This window comes from Solirubrobacter soli DSM 22325 (assembly GCF_000423665.1).
In the GTDB taxonomy this organism is placed as follows: domain Bacteria; phylum Actinomycetota; class Thermoleophilia; order Solirubrobacterales; family Solirubrobacteraceae; genus Solirubrobacter; species Solirubrobacter soli.
Map to the genome: position 1 here is coordinate 175,875 of NZ_AUIK01000008.1, position 18,619 is coordinate 194,493.

Here is an 18,619-nt window from a genome sequence, read left to right on the forward strand (position 1 = left end):
TATGGGTGCATGGGGAGAAGGCGTGCTGGAGAACGACACGGCGCTCGACTGGCTCGGCGAGCTGGAAGAGCAGCCGCAGATCCAGACGATCACGATCGCGCTGTCCGAGGCCGCGAACGAGACGGACTACCTGGACGCGGACCTCGGGTGCGAGGCGCTCGTCGCCGCCGAGCTCGTGGCCTACGCGCTCGGCCGGCCGCCGCGCGAGCCGGACGAACGACTCACGGCGCTCGCCGAGTTGGACGGCCTGCGCGAGCATGCATCGCTCGCCGCCCAGGCCGTCGCGGTCGTCGCCGACACCGACCGCTCGGAGCTCAGCGACCTCTGGACCGAGGACGGCCCGAACGAGGACTGGGACAAGGTCCTCGCCGATCTGGCCGCGCGCCTGCGTTAGACCTCGACGGGCGCGAGGTCGACGCGGCCGCGGATCGCGTCCACCTGCGCGACCTGGACGCGGACGGGGTCGCCGAGCCGGATGCGCTTGCCGGAGGCGCCGACGAGCATGACCTCGTGCTCGTCGAGGTCGTACCAATCACCCAACCGCCGAACCGGGAGCATGCCCTCGTAGCCGTCGAACGCGACGAACGCGCCCGCGGCGATCACGCCCGTCACCTCGCCGTCGAACTCCTGCTGCCAGGCGCGCTCCTCGAACAGGCGGCGTTCCAGCAGGAAGGCACGGGCGACGTTGTCGGCGGTGCGTTCGATCGCCATCGCGTCGCGCTCGCGGGCCGAGCACCACTCGCCCGCGGCTTCGAGGTCGGAGACGCGCACGGTCGGCTCGCCGGCGCCGATCGCGCTCAGCAGCGAGCGGTGGCAGATCAGGTCGGGGTAGCGGCGGATCGGCGAGGTGAAGTGGCAGTAGCGCTCCGAGCGCAGGCCGTAGTGGCCGAGGTTGCGCGGCGAGTAGCGCGCCTGCTTCAGGGAACGCAGCACGAGCGACGTGAACGCGGCGCGGCCGTGGCCGCGGCGGCGGACCTCGGCGTCGACGAGCCGCGCGGCCTCGCTCGCGACCTCACCCGCCTGCAGCGCGGTCAGGTGCTCGCCGACCGCCGGCGTCGGCACGCCCAAAGCGGCCAGCTGCGCGAGCAGCCGCTCGACGCGCGACGCGTCCGGCGGCTCGTGCACGCGATACAAGGCGGGCAGCTTGCGCGCCGCCAGCAACGAGGCCACGGCCTCGTTGGCGGCGATCATCAGGAACTCGATCAGCCGGTGCGACTCGGTCTGCTCGGACGGCAGCAGCGTCTCGACGTGGCCCTCGCGGGAGAAGCCGAACTCGGGCTCGCTCGACTCCACCGCCAGCGCGCCGCCCGCCTCGCGCGCCTCGGCCAGCGCCGCCGCGACCCGCCGCGCCGCCGCCAGCGGCCGAGCCCACGGCTCCTCCGCCCGCTCGGCGCCCGCGAAGATCCGGTCCACGTGCGGGTAATCGAGCCGCATGTCACTCCGGATGACGGACCGGTGGAACGCGGTGCGGCGCACCTTCGCGCCCTCGAACTCGAGCTCGACCGTCACGGTCATCCGGTCCTCGCCCGGCACCAGCGAGCAGGCACGGTTCGACAGCGCCTCGGGCAGCATCGGCTCGACCAGCCCCGGCACGTACACGCTGTTCCCGCGCCGGAACGCCTCACGATCGAGCGCCGACCCAGGCCGCACGAACGCGGCCACGTCGGCGATGTGCACCCACACCCGCACGGCGCCGTCGGGCAGCTCCTCCGCCGAGATCGCGTCGTCGAAGTCGCGCGCCGTCGGCGGGTCGATCGTGAACGTGACGAGATCGCGGAAGTCCGCCCGCCCATCGAGCGACGCCTCCGCCAGCCGCGCCTCGCGCTCGACGAGCGGGTCGAACCGCCGCCGCAGGCCGCGGTCGACCATCAGGGCGTCGAGCACGTCGCGCGCGACGTCGGGCCGCCCGATCCGCCGCTCCACCCGCGCGCGCCCGCCCTTGCCGGGCGCGACCTGGACGATGTCGCCGACGCGCACGTTGCCGCGCGGCTTGTCCACGTTCACCCAGTGGCCGCGCTCGAAGAGCGGCGTGACGCGCCCCCGGTTGTCGAGCACGCCGACGAGCGGCGCCTGCCTCACTCCGCGGCCACCGTCTCCAGCGCCTTGTCGAGCGCCTCGTCCTTCGCGGTCTTCGGGTCGTCGGACGCCTGGATGTCCGGCGTGATCCCCGCGCCGCGGCGCACGCCGCCGCCGCCGAGGTTGCGCCCGGTCGGCGTGAAGTACTCGCCCACGGTGATGTCCAGCGCGCCGCCGTTGGGCAGCCGCTCGATCTCCTGGAAGACGCCCTTGCCGAACGTCCGCGTCCCCACGACCTTCGCCCGCTTGCGGTCCTGGAGCGCGCCCGTGACGATCTCGGACGCCGACGCGGAGGCCTCGTCGACGAGCACCACGACCGGGATCGAGCCCTTGATCGCGCCGCCCTCGGCGTTGTAGACGTGCTCCGGCCGCGCGCGGCCCTTGGTCGACACGACCCGGCCGTCGGGGAGGAACACCGAGGCGACCGAGACGGCCTCGTTCAAAAGCCCGCCGCCGTTGTGGCGCAGGTCGAGCACGACGCCGGTCGCGCCGTCCTTGAGCTCCTTGTTCACCGCGTCCTTGACGTCCTTGCCCGACCCGGCGGTGAACCCGGCGAGCCGCACCCACGCGATCTTCTTGCCGGCCTCGCGCTTGGTCTCGGACTGCACGATCGGGATGTCCACCTTCGCGCGCTTGAGCGTGAGCTTGCGCCCGTCCTTGAGACCGAGCGTGACCGACGAGCCCGCCGGTCCCTTGATCAGCGCCGTCGACTGGTCCGACGTCTTGCCCGCGAGCGACTTGCCGTTGGCCGTGACGATGATGTCGCCGACCTTCAGCCCGCCTTCCTTCGCCGGCGAGTCGTCATAGACCTCCTCGACCCGCAGGCCCTCCTTGGTCTCGGACACCGACATGCCGACGCCCTCGAACTGGCCCTCGGTGTCGAGCTGGAAGTCCGAGTACTCCTTCGGCGAGAAGTAGTGCGAGAACTGGTCCTGGAGGGAGGAGACCGCGGCCGTCAGCGACGTATTGAGCAGCTGGTTGCGGTCGATCTTGCGGTAGTAGTCGCGCTGGATCGTGTCGATCGCCTCTTCGTAGAGGCGCCCGTCGGAGTCGTTGACGAGCGCGTCGCGGGCGAAGCCCGGCAGGGTGCCGGGATGACCGCCGAGGAAGATGCCCAGCACGAGCGCGATCGGGATCAGGGCGACGAGGATTCCCAGAGCCCCTGGGCTGCGACGGTGACGCATGTACGCGACCTCACGGTACCGCGCGAACGTCAGCTCCCGCTAAGGGAGAGCTCGAACCACACGCGGGCGCGTTCGTCGAAGTCCGCCGCCCAGCGTGAGGACAGCCGATCGGTGAAGTGCAGCCCCCAGCCGCGGTCGGAGCCGGGCCGGCGTGGCGGGGGGACGAAGCCCGGGCCGGGGTCCAGCACCTCGATCCGCAATACACCCTCGGACAGAGCGATGCGCACTTCGAGGTCACCCTCCTCGAGCACGTGCTCGATCGCGTTGGCGACCAGCTCGGACAGGAGCAAGCGGGCGTTCTCGAACACCTCTGAGTCGAGTTGCGTACGCACCTGGTCGAGAAATAGGCGCGCTTGCGCCGCTGAACCGGGTGACTTCGGGAGCGTTGTCGAGTAGAAAACAGAAATCAGAGAGCCGGGTACCCGGGCAACCCGTACTACAGCCGTGGTTCCATTCGCACTAGAGCGCCAACTTTCTTCCGGCACCGCACGGATCGTCGTTCGCGGTGAGCTCGACCTGTCCACGGGCCCGCGCGTGGAAGAGGAGATCCGCCGCGCCGAGGCCGAGCAGCCGGAGACGTTGATCCTCGACCTGCGCGAGGTGTCGTTCTTCGACTCGACCGGCCTCCAGCTCGTGCTCGACGCCGACGTTCGCGCCCGCGAAGAAGGCCGCACCCTGATCGTCCTCCCCGGCGACGGCGAGCCCCGCCGGATCCTCGAGCTCGCCGAGGTGGCCGACCGGCTCCGCTTGGAGGAGTGACGTGATCGGCGACTCCGACGTGTCCCGTCGCAGCGCGCTCCAGGCCGACCTGATGCGCGAGCAGACCGCACGCGTCGCCGCGCAGGCCGCCGAGCGTCGGAGCACGTTCCTGGCCGAGGCAAGCCCGCTGCTGGACGCGTCTCTGGATCTGCGCTCGACGCTGGACTCGCTGACCCGCCTTTCGGTGCCGTTCCTGGCCGACGTGTGCATCGTCGACGAGATCCACCTCAACGACGTGCGCCGCCTGGCCGCGGCGGCGGCCGACCCGGCGGTCGAGCGCCTCGTGCGCGAGTTGCCGAGCCGCTACCCGGTCGATCCGGGCGACCCGATCGCCCGCGTGGTCGAGAGCGGATGCTCGGAGACCCTGACCCGCGCCAATGTCTTCGGCCCGACCGCAAAGCCCGATCTCGCGCACGCCGCCCTGCTCGTCCCGCTGAAGGCGCGCGGGCGCACGATCGGCATCGTCGTCTTCGCCTCGCTGGACCCGTCGCGCCGCTACGGCACCGAGGACCTCCTGCTGGGCGAGGACCTGGCACGGCGCGCGGCGCTCGCGCTCGACAACGCCCGCCTGTTCGAGGACCTCAGCGGGGTCGCGCGGGCGCTGCAGTCGGCGTTGCTGCCGCAGCGCTTGCCGGAGCTCGACGGCCTCGAGCTCGCGGCGCGCTTCCGCCCTGCCGGCGACGGGTCGATGATCGGCGGCGACTTCTACGACGTGCTGCCCTGCGACGGCGGCGTCGACCTCGTGATCGGCGACGTCACCGGCAGGGGCGCCCGCGCGGCGGCGCTGACCTCGCTCGTCCGCCACACCCTGCGCACCGCGGCGCGCTACGAGTCCTCGCCCAGCCGGGTGCTGGACGTCGTCAACCAGACGCTGATCTCCGAGCGCACCGACCGCGGCCGCTACTGCACGGTCGCGCTCTGCCGGGTCGAGCTCGGCGGCAGCGTGCGGGCGACGATCTGCTGCGCCGGGCACCCGATGCCGATGGTCATGCGCGGGTCAGGCGAGATCGAGCACGTCGGCCGCCCCGGCTCGGTCCTCGGCTGGGTCGAGGATCCGAAGCTGCTCGACATCGACTTCGAGCTGGCGCCTTCCGAATCCCTCGTGCTGTTCACCGACGGCGTGACCGAGGCGCGTACCACCGGCGACGCCTACGGGCTCGGCGGGCTCGAGTCGCTGCTGCGCGACGCGGCGGGCGAAGGCGCGGCGGGCATCGCCGCGCGGGTGGACCAGGCCGCGGCGCGCGAGGGCGCGCGCCGCGACGATGTCGCCGTGTTGGTGGCTAAACGCGGAGGAACTTCCGCAGGCTGAGGCCGGAGCCGAGCGCGGAGACCGCGACGCCGGCGAGCAGCAGCAGGCCGATCAGCAGCCGGAAGTCGATCGTGTCCGGCGCGGCGATCAGCGCGAAGTCCTGGGCGAGCGGGTCGACGATCGCGACCTTGGCCACGATCAGCAGCAGGACCGCGAGCAGTCCGCCGGCCGCGCCGACGATCACCCCTTCGAGCACGAACGGCCAGCGGATGAACCAGTCGGTCGCGCCGACGAGCTTCATCACCTCGACCTCGCGACGGCGGGCGTACAGCGACAGGCGGATCGTGTTGGCGATCAGCAGCACGGAGGCGACGCCGAGCAGGCCCAGCAGCAGCGCCATCGTGATCTTCACGACGCGGGTGACCGAGAGGATCTTGTTCGTGTCCTCCTCGCGGTTGCGGACCTCGTCGATCGCGGGATCCACGACCGTCGTGCCGCCACCCGGCGCCTGCGGCGCGAGCGCGTCCTTGATCTTGGCGATGTCGTCCGGGTTCTTCGGCGTGATGCGGAACGTGTCCGGCAGCGGGTTGGAGCCGAGCAGCTCGTACGCCTTCGGGTTGCGCTTCTTCTCCGTGCGGTACGCCTGCTCCTTGGAGATGAAGACGACGTCCTTGACCAGCGGCTCGGCCTTGAGCAGGCGATCGACGCGGTCGATGTCGCCCTTCTTGACGTCGGTCTTGAGATAGACGTCGGCGATCACCTTGCCGCGGACCTCGTTGGCCGCGCCGGTGGTCGCCTGCACGACCGGGAGGAAGACGCCGAGCACGAGCACGGTGACGAGCACCGTGGCCATGGCGGCGAAGCTGGGGACGGCGTTGCGCTTGAGCGCCCGCAGCGCCTCGCGCAGGAAGAAGACGGGCCTCACCCTTGTGCGCTCCGCATCCGGATGGCGAACTCCCGCGTGTTCTCGTTGGCGGCGTAGGCGCCGGCCCGCTCGTCGCGGACGATCTTGCCGCTCTGCAGCTCGATCACGCGGCGGCGCATCTTGTCCACCATCGCCACGTCGTGGGTGGCGACCAGGACCGTCGTGCCGGTCTGGTTGATGCGGTAGAGCAGCTGCATGATCCCGATCGACGTCTCGGGGTCGAGGTTGCCCGTGGGCTCGTCGGCGATCAGCAGCGGCGGGTGGTTGACGAACGCGCGCGCGATCGCCACGCGCTGCTGCTCGCCGCCGGAGAGCTGGTCGGGGTAGTTGTGCAGCTTGGTGCTCAGACCGGTCAGGCGCAGGATGTCCGGCACCTTGTCGCGGATCTCGCGCCGGCTGCCGCCCGTGACCTGCAGGGCGTACGCGACGTTCTCGTAGACCGTCCGGTTGGGCAGGAGCTTGTAGTCCTGGAAGATCACGCCGAGGTTGCGGCGGTAGTACGGGACGCGCGGCCGCGGGATCTTCTGCAGGTCGCGCCCGGCGACGCGGATCTCGCCGTCGGTGGGTTCGAGCTCCTTGATCAGGAGCTTCATCGCCGTCGACTTGCCGGACCCGGAGTGGCCGACCAGGAAGACGAACTCGCCCGGGAAGATGTCGAAGGACACGCCGTCGAGCGCGACGTCGGTCGCGCTGTAGCGCTTTTCCACCCCGCTGAAGCTGATCACCGCGCCTGTGGCGGGCGGATGCGGAGCAGAGGACGGGCGATGCGGGTCGTCGCGGTGCCGGCGACGACGCAGATGTCGTTCAGTGGCTGCCATACGTCAGGCGTCGAGGGTACGAGGCCAAGTTCGCCCAAGACGCAAGTTCCCCTGCAGTAGGCTCAGCTTCTATGGCGCGCATCGAGTCCTCCTCCCTGCCGAACGGCCTTCCGCTGCACCGCGTCGAGCTGCCGACCCGCTCCACCACGGTGCTGGTCGCCTTCGACGCCGGCGCGCGGACCGAACGGCCCGAAGAGAACGGGATGGCCCATTTTCTCGAGCATCTCGTGTTCAAAGGCGGCCAGAAGTACGACGACTACCGCAAGGTCAATCAGACCGCGGAGACGATGGGCGCCGTCCTGAACGCCTACACGTCGCACGACCTGGTCGCGTTCCACATCACCTGCCGCGCGGAGGTGGTGGGTGAGGCGATCGACCTGCTGACCGACTTCGTCGGGCGCCCGAAGATCGACGCCGAGGAGCTCGACCGCGAGCGCGGGGTCGTGATCCAGGAGATCGCGCGCGCGCAGGACCAGCCCTCGGTGCTGGCCGAGCACCTGATCGACAAGGCCGCGTTCGGCGATCACCCGCTCGGGCGGCCGGTCCTCGGGCCCGAGGAGCACCTGCGCACGTTCTCGCGCGACGCGATCCTCGCCTTCCGGCGCCGCCAGTGGGTGGGCTCGCGCGGCGGCGCGTTCCTGGTCGGCAACCTCGACCACGTGCCCGAGAACTCCGAGATGGCCGAGCTGTTCGGGCGCTTCCCGTCGATCTCCGCCAACGGCTCCTCCGAGCCGGCGCCCGCGTTCGCGCCCACGACCCTGGTCGAGAACCGCGACTCCAAGCAGTCGCACCTGCGGATGTCCTACCGGCCGAAGATCGACCCCCGCGTGGGCGCCGAGCGCGCCGCCCTGGGCGTCTACTCCACGCTGCTGGGCGGCTCGATGGGCTCGCGGCTGTTCGACGAGATCCGCGAGCAGCGCGGCCTCGCCTACAGCGTCTACGCGATCGACCACTCCTTCGCCGACGTGCCGATCCTCCAGCTCTCGGCGGGCCTTGACTCCTCCAAATGCGTCGAGGCGTTCAAGCGCATGGGCGAGATCGTCGAGGAGTTGCGCACCGACGGTCCCTCCGAGGAAGAGGTCGAGCGCGCCCGCGCCTACGCCGCCGGCCGCCGCGTGCTCGCCTTCGAGAACACCAACGCCGTCGCCCGCCACGCCGCGACCCAGACGGTCGTGTTCAACCAGGACATCGACCCCGACAAGGCGATCGCCTCCCTCGACGCCGTGACCTATGACGAGGTCGTCGAAGTCGCCCGCGGCATCTCGAACGAGTTGTCGATCGCCGTCGTCGGGCCCCATACGCAGGATGAGTTCTCATAACGGACTCTTGCTGCGCGGCCTTTTGTCGGCCACAATGCTTGACGGGTGAACTTCGAGGAGCTCAACCACCGCGAGCTCGAGCGGTACGTCCGACGCGTCTCGGACCGGTGGCCGCTGGACCGCGCGCTGCTCGGCGGCGCCCGCGTGGCTGACCTCCGCGGCGCCGGCGCCCAGCGCGAACGCGGCCCGGAATACGTCGTCGTGCTCGTCAGCGAGCACTTCGACGGCGTCCCCTGGCTCGAACGCGTCTACGTGACCGGAACCCTGTGGGACGCCTACGAGATGGGCGCCCCGGCCGACATGCACGCCTACACGCAGGCCGAGTTCGAGCGTCGCCGCGAGAACCTCCCCGCCGTACGCGACGCGGACGAGTGGGGCCTCGAGCTGCTCCCCGAGCACGCCTAACCGCGCCGCGCCGCCTCGCCGCCCGCGCGCCCCCGCCGCGCCGCCCCGCGCGTCACCCCACCCGCGCGTGTCTCGCCGCGCGGCCCCCAACCCTCGCCCCGCCGGGCGGGCCGAATGAACACGCGTGCTTCCCTCCCAGCCCCAAACACGCACCTTCGTGCGGTTTTCCGCGGTTTTCCGCGTGTTTGCCCGCGAGAAAGAGTCACCGCAGTTCGCGTTGGAGCCCGCGCATGCGCCCAGGCGCGTCAGCCACCCGACCGCCCGGCTCGCGCGGCCGAACCGCCTCGCGGATTCGTGCGTAACGCACCGCGACACTCGCGTGTCGCAGTTGCATGCCGATTCCCTCGCCTTCGTCCGTCCTGCTGCGCACCCAGTCCGACGAGCGGCTGGTCGCTCTCGCGCGGGACGGGCATGAACGGGCGTTCGAGGCGATCGTCGAGCGCTACCGCGGGGCGCTGCTGCGGGCGGCTCGACGGTATCTGCCCGAAGCGCGGGCCGAGGACGCGTTGCAGCAGGCCTACATCGCCGCTTGGAGCGCGCTGCAGCGGGGCGACGACGTGCGCGACCTGCGCGCGTGGCTGTACCGGATCGTCCACAACACGGCGCTGAATCAGCTGCGGGTCTCGGGGTACGACTACGCGGAGCTGGACGACGCGTTGCGCGCGACCGACGCACCGCAGGTGGAGATGGAGCGGCGCGCGGTCGTGCGCCAGACGCTGACGGGCCTGGCGGCGCTCCCGGAGCGCCAGCGCGAGGCGCTGCTGCGGATCGCCGTGGAGGGGCGGTCGCAGGAGGAGGTCGCGCGCGAGCTGGGCGTCAGCGAGGGGGCGGTGCGCCAGCTCGTGCACCGCGCGCGGCTGACCTTGCGGGCGGCGGCGACGGCGGTCGTCCCGCTGCCGCTGGCCCAGTGGGCGGCCGCCGCGGGCGCGAGCGGCGCCGGGCCGCCGACCGCGGAGCGGATCGCCGAGCTGGTCGCCGGGACGGGTGCGAGCGCGTTCGCCGCCAAGGCGGGCGTGGCCGCCGTGCTGGCGACGAGCACGGTGGCCGTGGCCGGCCCCTCGATCGTCTCCTCGGGCGCCGAGCCGCCGCCCCACAAGACCAAGCCTGCCGTCGTCGTGCCCGTGCGCGCCGCGGCGCCGAAGCCCGTCGTCACGGCCGCGCCCTCGCCGACGGCGACGCCCCGCCGCGAGGACGCGCCGGAGGAGTCGCGGACGACGCGCACGCGGGCGAGGACGACGCCGCGGCCGACACGGACGCCGCGCCCGCGCGCCACCGCCACGCCCACCCCGCGCGCCACGGCGACGCCGGTGGCCACCGACGACCATCGCGGCTCGTCGAACTCCGGGCCGGGCTCCGACGACTCGGGCCAGTCGGGCTCGGGCTCGTCCGGCTCGGGCTCCAGCGGCTCGGACTCGTCCGGCTCAGGGTCGTCCGGCTCGGGCACGTCGGGCTCCGGCACGTCGGGCTCCGGCTCCTCGGGCTCGGGCTCGTCCGGCTCGGGCTCCAGCGGCTCGAGCTCGTCGGGCTCAGGCTCCTCGGGCTCCTCGGGCTCCTCGGGCTCGTCCGGCTCGAGCTCCGGGCCCGGGTCGGGTGCCGCCACGCCCGCCGCGACGCCCGTCCCGACCGCGACGTCGAACTCAGGCCCCGGCTCGGGCTCGTCCGGCTCGGGCTCGAGCGGCTCGGGCTCGGGCCACGGCGGCCACGGCGGCGACGACTGACCATCCGTCGAATCTCTCATCGCGCCGTTGCAACCCGCAGGCGGTCCGGTCGATGACCGGGGCATGCGAAATCTCGTCCGAACGATCAGCGCCATCGCCCTCGCCGCGCTGGTGGCCCTGGTCCCTGCGGCTGCCGCCTCCGCCAAGAAGCCCAAGGCCGCCGCCTGGGCGAAGAAGCACGACCTGACCGGCAACTGGCGCGGCAAGGACGCCGACAAGGACGGCGTCAAGAACTTCGCCGAGTACAAGCTCGGCACCGACCCGCGCAAGGCCGACACCGACAAGGACGGCCTCAAGGACGGCGACGAGGTCGACTCCGACAACGACCCGCTCGACCCCGACACCGACGGCGACGGCACCAAGGACGGCGCCGAGCACGCCGGCGTGGTGACCGCCTTCGACGGCGAGACGATCACGATCCGCCAGTTCAAGGGCCCGAAGATCACGGCCACGGTCGACGACAGCTGCGGCGTCAGCGCCGACGACTCCTCCTACGACGACGGCTCCGATGACGGCTCCGTCGACTCCGACGACAGCGGCTGGTCCGACGACGACACGGGCGACGACCCCACCGCCGACACCTCGACCGACGACGGCGACGTCGACCTCGACGACGACGCCGACGACACGCCCTGCGACTTCGAGGACCTGGAGGAGGACGCGGTCCTCACCCAGGCCGAGTTCGAAGTCCGCGACGGCGAGACCTTCCTCGTCGCCGTCGAGGTCGCGTAACTACCCGCGCAACGTCAGCGTCTTGCTCACGGCCTTGCCGGTCTTCGGTGAGGCCGTCAGCTTCACCCGCACCTTGGTCACCTTGCGCATCAGGCTGCGCCCCTTCGAGGACAGCTTCAGGCGCACCGTGGCGGACTTGCCGGCCGCGATCGAGTAGGACCCCGACGCGACGGTCACCTTCTTGGTCGTCCGTAGGGTGAGCTTGCCGCTGCACGCGGCCGCGCACGACAGCGAGACGCTCACGCGCCCCGACTTCACGCTCAGCTTCGTCGAGCGGATGGTCGGCGGGCCGGAAGCGGGCGCGGCCGCGGCGCGGTCGACCGCCTCGCACAGCGACCCCGGGTCCTGCGGGACGACGTCGAGCTCGTCGACGATCGCGGTGTCCGCCCCCTGGCCGCAGTCGATCTGCTCGCGGATGCCGTCGCGCGCGTCGATCGTGTCGCTCCCCGGCACCGAGATGAAGAACCCGGACGCCGATCCCTCGCCCGACAGGGAGTCCAGGCCCGGGCCGCCCTTGATCTGGTCGTCGTTGCCGCCGCCGTAGATCGTGTCGTTGCCGTCGCCGCCGTCGATGACGTCGTTGCCGTTCGCGGCGTCGATCAGGTCGTCGCCGCCCATGCCGATCAGCACGTCGGCCGACTCGGAGCGCATCTTCACGACGTTCGGCCCGTCGGTGCCGACGAAGTGGATCGAGGGCGCGGTGCTGACGCCCTCCACGTTCTCGATGTCGGCGGCGTAGTTGTCGGTCTCGCCCGCGAAGCCGTCATTGCCGAGGCCGTCGAGCGAAGCGGTGATCGGGCCGTTGCCGCCAGACGCGTAGTCGAGCCAGAGCGAGTCGGTGCCGGGGCCGCCGACGACGACGTCGCCTGAGCCCGCGTCGTCGTCATCGGGCTGCAATCTGTCGTTGCCCGCCCCGCCGTCGAGCAGGTCCGCGCTCCCGCCGCTCTGGAGGTCGTCGTCGCCGTCCTCGCCATAGAACTGGACGCTGTGACCGGCGGCATGGTCGTTGATCGACTGGCCGAGGTCGTTGCCGTCGCCGAGGTGGACGATGACCGTCGGGTTGGGCCCCGCGGCGTCGCAGTGCCCGCCCAGCCCGTCGACGACGCAGCCCGGCCCGGGCGTGATGTCCACGTGGTCGTCGAACTTCGGGACGAAGTCCGGGCCGGCGGACACGTTGCCCCAGTTGACCGTGAAGAAGTTCGCCTCGCCAGGGTTCGCCTGGAAGGTGATCGTGGTCCCGGACACGCTCAGCGTCCCGGCGTGGGCGGCGGGCACGATGGCGGCGAACGCCGCCACCGTGGCGATCAGGTACCTCAACCGATCGCCACCATGCGCTCGATCGGCAGCTTGGCGCGTTCGGCGATGTCCGCCGGCACCTTCACCACGCCGGTCATATCGCGCAGGGTGTCGCGCAGCTTCGGCAGCGTGATCATCTTCATGAACTTGCAGGACGCGGCCTCGTTGGCGGCGACGAAGTCGATGTCGGGGCGCGCCATCTGCAGCGGGTGCAGCATGCCGGTCTCGGTCGCCATGATCGCCGTCGTGCCCGCGGGCGCCGCGGCCGCCCAGCTGAGCATCCCGCCGGTCGAGAGCATGTGCACGCCCTCGGAGTCCACGTCGCCGGCCGCGACGTACTCCATGACCGACGTCGAGCACCCGCACTCGGGGTGGATCAGGAAGTCCGCGCCGGGGTGGGAGGCGCGCATGTCGGCGATGTCCGACGGGCGGATGCCCGCGTGCACATGGCACTCGCCGTCCCACACGTGCATCTTGCGCCCGAGCTCCTTCTCGACGTAGGCGCCGAGGAACATGTCCGGGCCGAAGAGGATCTCCGTGTCGTCGCCATGCGTGTCGTAGATGTGCTTGACGATCTGCACCGCGTTGGCCGACGTGACGCAGTAGTCGGTCTCAGCCTTCACGTCGGCGGTCGTGTTGACGTACATCACGACGATCGCTCCGGGGTGCTTGGCCTTCCACGCGCGCAGCTGCGCCGCCGTGATCGAGTCCGCGAGCGAGCAGCCGGCGTCCATGTCGGGCAGCAGCACGGTCTTCTCCGGCGAGAGCACCGACGCGGTCTCGGCCATGAAGTGCACGCCGCAGAACGCGATCACCTCCGCGTCGGTCTTCGCGGCCTGCTGCGAGAGCCCGAGCGAGTCGCCGACGTAGTCGGCCACGTCCTGCACCTCGGGCAGCTGGTAGTTGTGCGCGAGGATCACGGCGCCGCGCTCGGCGGCCAGCGCGCGTACCTCGGATTGCAGGGCCGGAACGGATTCGAGCGTGAGGAGGTTCACTGGACGGTCTCCAAGATCAGCGACAGATCGAGGACCGGCGCGGAGTGGGTCAAGGCGCCGATCGAGACGTAGTCTACACCAGAAATGGTCGCGTAGACCAAAACTGTCTCCTCATCGACGCCGCCGCTCACTTCCAGCACCGCGCGACCGCCCACCTGGGCCACCGCGGCGCGGACCTCGTCGGGCGTCATGTTGTCCAGCAGCAGACGCTGGGCGTTGGCTTCCAACGCCTCGTCGATCTCCGCGGCATCGCGGACCTCGACCGCCAGCCCGAGCTCCGGCCGGGCGTCACGCGCGCGACGCACCGCCTCGCCCACCCCGCCCGCGAGCGCGGAGTGGTTCTCCTTGATCAGGATGAAGTCGTAGAGCCCGATCCGGTGGTTGACGCCGCCGCCGTGCGCGACCGCGGCCTTCTCGAGCATCCGCATCCCGGGCGTGGTCTTGCGGGTGTCGAGGATCTTCGCCCCGCCCTCGCCCACGTTGCGCACGATCCGCGCGGTCTTCGTCGCCACGCCCGACAGCCGGCCGAGGAAGTTCAGCGCCGTGCGCTCCGCGGTGAGGATGCCGCGTGCGGACCCCTCGATCCGCAGCACCGGCCCGCCGTCGCGCCACACACCCTCGTCGACCAGCCGCGTGATCCCGGCCTCCGGATCCAAGCGCAGGAACACCGCCTCGGCGACCTCGAGCCCCGAGATCACCCCCGGCGCCTTCTGCGTGATCGTGGCGACGCCGCGCGCGGACGCGTCGACGGTCGCCTCAGTCGTCGCGTCGCCGTCGCCGACGTCCTCGGCGAGCGCGCGGTCGATGAGCTCCGTCTCCATGCACGCCGATTATAGTCGACGTGACTTTTACTTCGCGTTGGCCTCCAGATAGGAGCGCACGAAGCCGTCGAGGTCGCCATCCAACACTCCGTTGGCGTTGCCGACCTCGAAGTCGGTGCGGTGGTCCTTGACCATCGTGTACGGGTGCAGGACGTAGGAGCGGATCTGCGAGCCGAAGTTCACGTCGAGCGTCTCGCCGCGCTCCTTGGCGATCTCGGCCCGGCGCTCGGCCTCCTGGCGCTCGATCAGCTTCGAACGCAGCATCGCCATCGCCGTCGCGCGGTTGGCGGACTGGGAGCGCTCGTTCTGGCACTGGACGACGATGCCGGTCGGCTTGTGGGTGATGCGCACCGCCGAGTCGGTCTTGTTGACGTGCTGGCCGCCGGCGCCGGACGCGCGGTACGTGTCGACCTGCAGGTCGTCGTCCTCGATCGTGACGTCGCCCGCCTCCTCGACGACCGGCGAGACCTCGATGCCGGCGAAGGAGGTCTGCCGTCGGTTCGCCGAGTCGAACGGAGAGAGCCGGACCAGCCGGTGCACGCCCTTCTCGGCGGAATACAACCCGTAGGCGTTGTCGCCGGAGACGCGGAACGTGGCGGACTTGATGCCCGCTTCCTCGCCCGCGCTCGCCTCCAGCAGCTCGACCTTGAACCCGCGCCGCTCGGCCCAGCGCATCTCCATGCGCAGCACCATCTCGGCCCAGTCCTGCGCGTCGGTGCCGCCTGCGCCCGCGTTGACGGTCACGAGCGCGTCGCCCGCGTCGTAGTCGCCTGTGAACAGCCGCTGCTCCTCGGCCTCGTTCAGGCGCGCCTCGACCGAGACGATCGCCTCCTCGAGCTCGCCCGCCAGCTCATCGTCATCCTCGGCGATCTCGGCCAGCCCGGCGAGGTCGTCGGCGTCGGCCTGCAGCTTCGTGAACGCGTCGAGCCGGCGCTGCGTGCGCGTGTGCTCGGCGCTGACCTTGGCCGCGTTCTCCGGTTCGTCCCAGAAGCCCGCCGCGCCCATCTCCGTCTCCAGCGCCGTCAGGCGCTCCCGCATCTGAGCGGGGTCAAAGATAGTCCGAGAGCAGGGACATCTGCTCACGGATCTTGGCCAGGCGCTGCGGGAGGGCGTGATCTAGGGCCATGTTGGTCAGTGAGGCTAGCGGGTACGAATGCAAACATGGCCCTTCCGCTCCTCGACCGCGTCGACGCCGCCGTGGGCGACGGCATCGAGCGCGCGATGACCCACCACCACCTGCGCCGCCTCCGCCGTCAAGGACACGTGAACGCGATCGCGCCGGCCAGCGACAGCCTGTGGGCGCAGACCGCCGTCCCCCCGCGCGACGGCAACAGCTTCGAGGTCCTCATCGACGGCGAGAACGCCCTGCCGGCGATGGCCGAGGCGATCCGCAACGCCCAGCGCCACGTCCACGTGGCCAGCTGGAACCTCGAGCCTTCGTTCGACCCGGGCCCGCGCACCTCCAGCCCCGTCCGGGACCTGCTCGCCGAGACCGCCGAGCGCATCCCGGTGCGCGTGCTCGTGTGGGCGGGCGCGCCCGTGCCGGTCTTCCAGCCCCGCCGCGGGGTCGTCAAGGAGGCGCGCGATCGACTGATCAAGGGCTCGAAGGTGCAGTGCGAGCTCGACGCCCGCGGCCGCAAGCTGCACTGCCACCACGAGAAGCTCGTGATCGTCGACGACGAGATCGCGTTCGTGGGCGGCATCGACCTGACATCGCTGGCAGGCGACCGCTACGACTCCTGCGAGCACCCGCACAAGCCGGACGGGATCGGGTGGCACGACGCCTCCTCGAAGCTGCGCGGCCCGATCGTCCGCGACGTCGCCGCCCACTTCGCGATGCGCTGGGAGGCGATCGCCCACGAGGCCCTCGAGCTTCCGGAGGGCATCGGTCCAGCCGGTGACGTCACGGCCCAGTTCACCCGCACGGTCCCGGAGCACGCGTACGACGTGCTCCCCCGCGGCGAGTTCTCGATCCTCGAGAGCTACATCCGCGCGCTGCGCTCGGCGCGACAGCTGATCTACCTCGAGAACCAGTTCCTCTGGTCGCCGGAGATCGTCCGCATCCTCGAGGGCAAGCTGCGCAACCCGCCCACGCCGGGCTTCCGCGTCGTCGTCCTGCTCCCGCACAAGGCCAACAACGGGCAGGACGACACACGCGGGATGCTCGGCCGGCTCGTCGCCGCCGACCACGACGACCGGTTCCTCGCGGCCACGATCATGTCGCGCACCGGCGAGCGCTCCGGCCCGCTCTACGTGCACGCCAAGATCGGCATCGTCGACGACAAGTGGCTGGCGATCGGCTCCGCGAACCTCAACGAGCACAGCCTGTTCAACGACTCCGAGGTCGACGTCGTCACCCACGACGCCCGCCTGGCCCGCGCGACCCGCCTGCGGCTCTGGGAGGAGCACCTCGAGACCACGCCGCACGAGGACTCCGCGATGAGCGTCGACGAGCAGTGGCGCCCGATCGCGAGTGAGCAACTGGACCGCCGCCGCACCGGAGCGCCACTCACCCATCACCTCGTCGCGCTGCCCGGGGTCAGCCGCCGCTCGCGACGGCTGATCGGTCCCCTGGACGCGCTCGTCGTGGACGGTTAGCGAACGACTGCGTCGTTGGACGGCTAGAACACGACCGTCCGGTTCCCCTGCACGATCACGCGGTCCTCGAGGTGCCACTTGACGGCGCGGGCGAGGACGGTGCGCTCGATGTCACGCCCGAGCCGGACCATCGTCTCGGCATGCTCGCGGTGGGTGACGCGGGCGACGTCCTGCTCGATGATCGGGCCGGCGTCGAGCTCCTCCGTCACGTAGTGCGCGGTGGCGCCGATGATCTTCACGCCGCGCTCGAACGCCCGCTGGTACGGGCTCGCGCCCGCGAACGCCGGGAGGAACGAGTGGTGGATGTTGATCACCGGCGTCTTGAGCTGCTCGAGGAACTCGCCGGACAGGATCCGCATGTAGCGGGCGAGCACCACCAGATCGGCGCCCTTGAGCAGTTCGAGCAGCTCCGGCTCGTTCGGGTACGGGACGTGGTGGTAGGGGATCCCGAAGCCCTCGACGTCCGCCCGGTGGTCCGGGTGGTTGGAGGCCACCAGGGGGATCTCGGCGTCGAGCTCGCCGCGGCGGTGGCGCCACAGCAGGTCGACGAGGCAGTGGTCCTCCTTCGACACCAGGATCGCCATCTTCTTCGGGTGGCTGGTGTCGGTGAGGCGGTAGCGCATGTCGAGGCGCTCGGCGACCTCCTGCTCGAAGGCGCGGCCGAGCGCGGACAGGTCCCCGGTCCGGAGGTTGAACTCCATCCGCATGAAGAACTCGCCGCCCTCGGGGTCGGTCGAGTGCTGGTCGGAGCTGATGATGTTGGCGCCGGAGTCGGCGAGGAAGCCCGCGACCGCGGCGACGATCCCGTGCCGATCCGGGCAGGTGATGAGCAGGCGGCCGTTCATGCGAGGCCGGAGGCTACTTCGGTGAGCGCGTGCAGCGTCGGCTCGACCAGCGGGTGCCGGCCGCCGGACGGCAGCAGCGCGTAGACGTCGCGCTCCGGCCCGTCCTCGATCGCCGCGAACGCGATGCCGTCGAGCCCCGGCGCGAGCAGCCTCGGGACGAGGGTGACGGCGGTGCCGCGGGCGACGAACTCGCGGATCGCGATCGGGTCGCGGGTGATCGAGACGATCCGCGGCTCGAAGCCCGCCGCCCGGCAGGCGCGGGCGATCAGGCCGTCGGTCGAGGCGGCCGACCAGGGGTCGTCGGCGAGCTCGCGCAGCTCGACCGTGTCGCGATCCGCCAGCGGGTGGCCCGGCGCGAGGCCGACCAGGAACGGCTCGCGGAGGATGTCGTGTCGCTCGAGGCCGTCGTGCTCGCGCCGCTCGAGCGCCGCGTCCTGGAACGCGACGCTGAGGTGCAGCTCGCCGCTGCGCACCCGCTCCGCGAGGGCCTGGCTGTCGCCCTCGACGACGAGGACCTCGGCCGCGACGCGCGCCACGGCCCCTGGAACCAGCGCCGCCAGGGCGCTCGAGAACGCCCCGATCCGCAGCCGGCCGGGCCCGCGCAGCTCGGACAGCTGCGTCCCCGCCAGCGCGAGGCGCTCGGCGATCGCGTCGGCGTGCGCCAGCAGGACCTCGCCGGCGCGGGTCAGCTCCATCCCGCCTGGGCGGCGGTCGATCAGCTGCGCGCCGACCTCCTTCTCCAACGCCGCGACCTGCTGCGACACGGCGGGCTGGGTCAGCGCGAGCGCGCGGGCCGCGGCGCTGAACGAGCGCTCATGCGCGACGGCCCGAAACGTCAGCACCCGCCGAGGGTCCATAGGACCAGCTTATAGGACGGCC

The 18,619-nt window shown here is 71.4% G+C and carries 19 protein-coding genes; 8 read left to right on the top strand and 11 right to left on the bottom strand.

The genetic code is table 11. The annotated features are described in order from the left end of the window. Position 1 precedes the first annotated feature (1 nt). Positions 2 to 394: a DUF4259 domain-containing protein gene (locus G569_RS57280; protein WP_169542068.1), complete on the top strand. Its 393-nt coding sequence runs from the start codon at positions 2 to 4 to the stop codon at positions 392 to 394. Here the strand turns inward: G569_RS57280 and G569_RS0105040 are convergent. Genes G569_RS0105040 through G569_RS65880 form a run of 3 tightly spaced genes read right to left on the bottom strand, consistent with a single transcriptional unit; the run spans position 391 to position 3,784 of the window. After that, complete coding sequence (locus G569_RS0105040; protein WP_157591828.1) at positions 391 to 2,079, bottom strand: ribonuclease R family protein; 1,689 nt, start codon at positions 2,077 to 2,079, stop codon at positions 391 to 393. The two genes, G569_RS57280 and G569_RS0105040, sit on opposite strands and share 4 nt — an antisense overlap. Further along, entirely contained in the window at positions 2,076 to 3,260 is a 1,185-nt protein-coding gene (locus G569_RS45660) for a S41 family peptidase (protein ID WP_053225876.1), read from the bottom strand. Before G569_RS45660 ends, G569_RS0105040 begins: the two co-directional genes overlap by 4 nt. A 29-nt stretch (positions 3,261 to 3,289) precedes the next feature. Then, positions 3,290 to 3,784 carry an ATP-binding protein gene (locus G569_RS65880; RefSeq protein ID WP_306764993.1) on the bottom strand — a complete coding sequence of 165 codons (495 nt, stop codon included), beginning with the start codon at positions 3,782 to 3,784 and terminating at the stop codon, positions 3,290 to 3,292. Between G569_RS65880 and G569_RS63690 the strand changes: the two genes are divergently transcribed. Together G569_RS63690 and G569_RS0105060 are read left to right on the top strand one after the other, a co-directional pair. Then, entirely contained in the window at positions 3,705 to 4,019 is a 315-nt protein-coding gene (locus G569_RS63690; protein WP_306764994.1) for an STAS domain-containing protein, read from the top strand. The genes G569_RS65880 and G569_RS63690 overlap by 80 nt on opposite strands. A gap of 1 nt (position 4,020) precedes the next feature. Beyond that, on the top strand, positions 4,021 to 5,328 hold the full coding sequence (locus tag G569_RS0105060) for a PP2C family protein-serine/threonine phosphatase (protein WP_028062616.1): 1,308 nt from the start codon (positions 4,021 to 4,023) through the stop codon (positions 5,326 to 5,328). Here the strand turns inward: G569_RS0105060 and ftsX are convergent. After that, positions 5,300 to 6,193, bottom strand: a complete 894-nt coding sequence (gene ftsX / locus G569_RS0105065; protein ID WP_028062617.1) for a permease-like cell division protein FtsX — start codon at positions 6,191 to 6,193, stop codon at positions 5,300 to 5,302. The genes G569_RS0105060 and ftsX overlap by 29 nt on opposite strands. After that, the gene (gene ftsE / locus G569_RS45675) at positions 6,190 to 7,011 is read right to left on the bottom strand and encodes a cell division ATP-binding protein FtsE (protein WP_084284242.1); all 822 of its coding nucleotides are present in this window, start codon (positions 7,009 to 7,011) and stop codon (positions 6,190 to 6,192) included. Before ftsE ends, ftsX begins: the two co-directional genes overlap by 4 nt. A 71-nt stretch (positions 7,012 to 7,082) precedes the next feature. On the opposite strand from ftsE, the gene G569_RS0105075 reads away from it, so the two are divergent. The 4 genes from G569_RS0105075 to G569_RS0105090 all read left to right on the top strand — a co-directional run bounded on the left by G569_RS0105075 (position 7,083) and on the right by G569_RS0105090 (position 11,185). Continuing rightward, positions 7,083 to 8,330: a M16 family metallopeptidase gene (locus G569_RS0105075; protein WP_028062618.1), complete on the top strand. Its 1,248-nt coding sequence runs from the start codon at positions 7,083 to 7,085 to the stop codon at positions 8,328 to 8,330. 45 nt (positions 8,331 to 8,375) lie between these two features. Further along, positions 8,376 to 8,735, top strand: a complete 360-nt coding sequence (locus G569_RS0105080; protein ID WP_028062619.1) for a hypothetical protein — start codon at positions 8,376 to 8,378, stop codon at positions 8,733 to 8,735. Between the two features lie 332 nt (positions 8,736 to 9,067). Further along, complete coding sequence (locus G569_RS57285; RefSeq protein WP_053225880.1) at positions 9,068 to 10,453, top strand: RNA polymerase sigma factor; 1,386 nt, start codon at positions 9,068 to 9,070, stop codon at positions 10,451 to 10,453. A gap of 63 nt (positions 10,454 to 10,516) precedes the next feature. Next, positions 10,517 to 11,185, top strand: a complete 669-nt coding sequence (locus G569_RS0105090; RefSeq protein WP_028062620.1) for a hypothetical protein — start codon at positions 10,517 to 10,519, stop codon at positions 11,183 to 11,185. On the opposite strand, the gene G569_RS0105095 is transcribed toward G569_RS0105090, so the two are convergent. From G569_RS0105095 to prfB, 4 genes are all read right to left on the bottom strand, one after another. Then, positions 11,186 to 12,502 carry a calcium-binding protein gene (locus G569_RS0105095; RefSeq protein WP_028062621.1) on the bottom strand — a complete coding sequence of 439 codons (1,317 nt, stop codon included), beginning with the start codon at positions 12,500 to 12,502 and terminating at the stop codon, positions 11,186 to 11,188. Beyond that, positions 12,499 to 13,476, bottom strand: a complete 978-nt coding sequence (gene nadA / locus G569_RS0105100; protein ID WP_037494782.1) for a quinolinate synthase NadA — start codon at positions 13,474 to 13,476, stop codon at positions 12,499 to 12,501. The genes G569_RS0105095 and nadA overlap by 4 nt, the downstream gene beginning before the upstream one ends. After that, positions 13,473 to 14,297, bottom strand: a complete 825-nt coding sequence (gene nadC / locus G569_RS0105105; RefSeq protein ID WP_028062623.1) for a carboxylating nicotinate-nucleotide diphosphorylase — start codon at positions 14,295 to 14,297, stop codon at positions 13,473 to 13,475. The genes nadA and nadC overlap by 4 nt, the downstream gene beginning before the upstream one ends. A gap of 27 nt (positions 14,298 to 14,324) precedes the next feature. Continuing rightward, positions 14,325 to 15,423, bottom strand: a protein-coding gene (gene prfB / locus G569_RS0105110; protein WP_157591830.1) for a peptide chain release factor 2 whose coding sequence is annotated in 2 segments (ribosomal slippage) — positions 14,325 to 15,347 and positions 15,349 to 15,423 — 1,098 coding nt in all. Because the reading frame shifts where the segments join, the coding sequence is not laid out codon by codon here. A 35-nt stretch (positions 15,424 to 15,458) separates the two neighbouring features. On the opposite strand from prfB, the gene G569_RS0105115 reads away from it, so the two are divergent. Then, on the top strand, positions 15,459 to 16,895 hold the full coding sequence (locus G569_RS0105115; protein WP_028062625.1) for a phospholipase D-like domain-containing protein: 1,437 nt from the start codon (positions 15,459 to 15,461) through the stop codon (positions 16,893 to 16,895). Positions 16,896 to 16,918: 23 nt separating this feature from the next. Here G569_RS0105115 and purU read toward each other — a convergent pair whose 3' ends face one another. Continuing rightward, entirely contained in the window at positions 16,919 to 17,740 is an 822-nt protein-coding gene (gene purU / locus G569_RS0105120) for a formyltetrahydrofolate deformylase (protein ID WP_028062626.1), read from the bottom strand. Continuing rightward, positions 17,737 to 18,582 (bottom strand): LysR family transcriptional regulator, encoded by an 846-nt coding sequence (locus tag G569_RS45690; protein WP_169542070.1) that lies wholly within the window; start codon positions 18,580 to 18,582, stop codon positions 17,737 to 17,739. Before G569_RS45690 ends, purU begins: the two co-directional genes overlap by 4 nt. Positions 18,583 to 18,619: the final 37 nt, after the last annotated feature.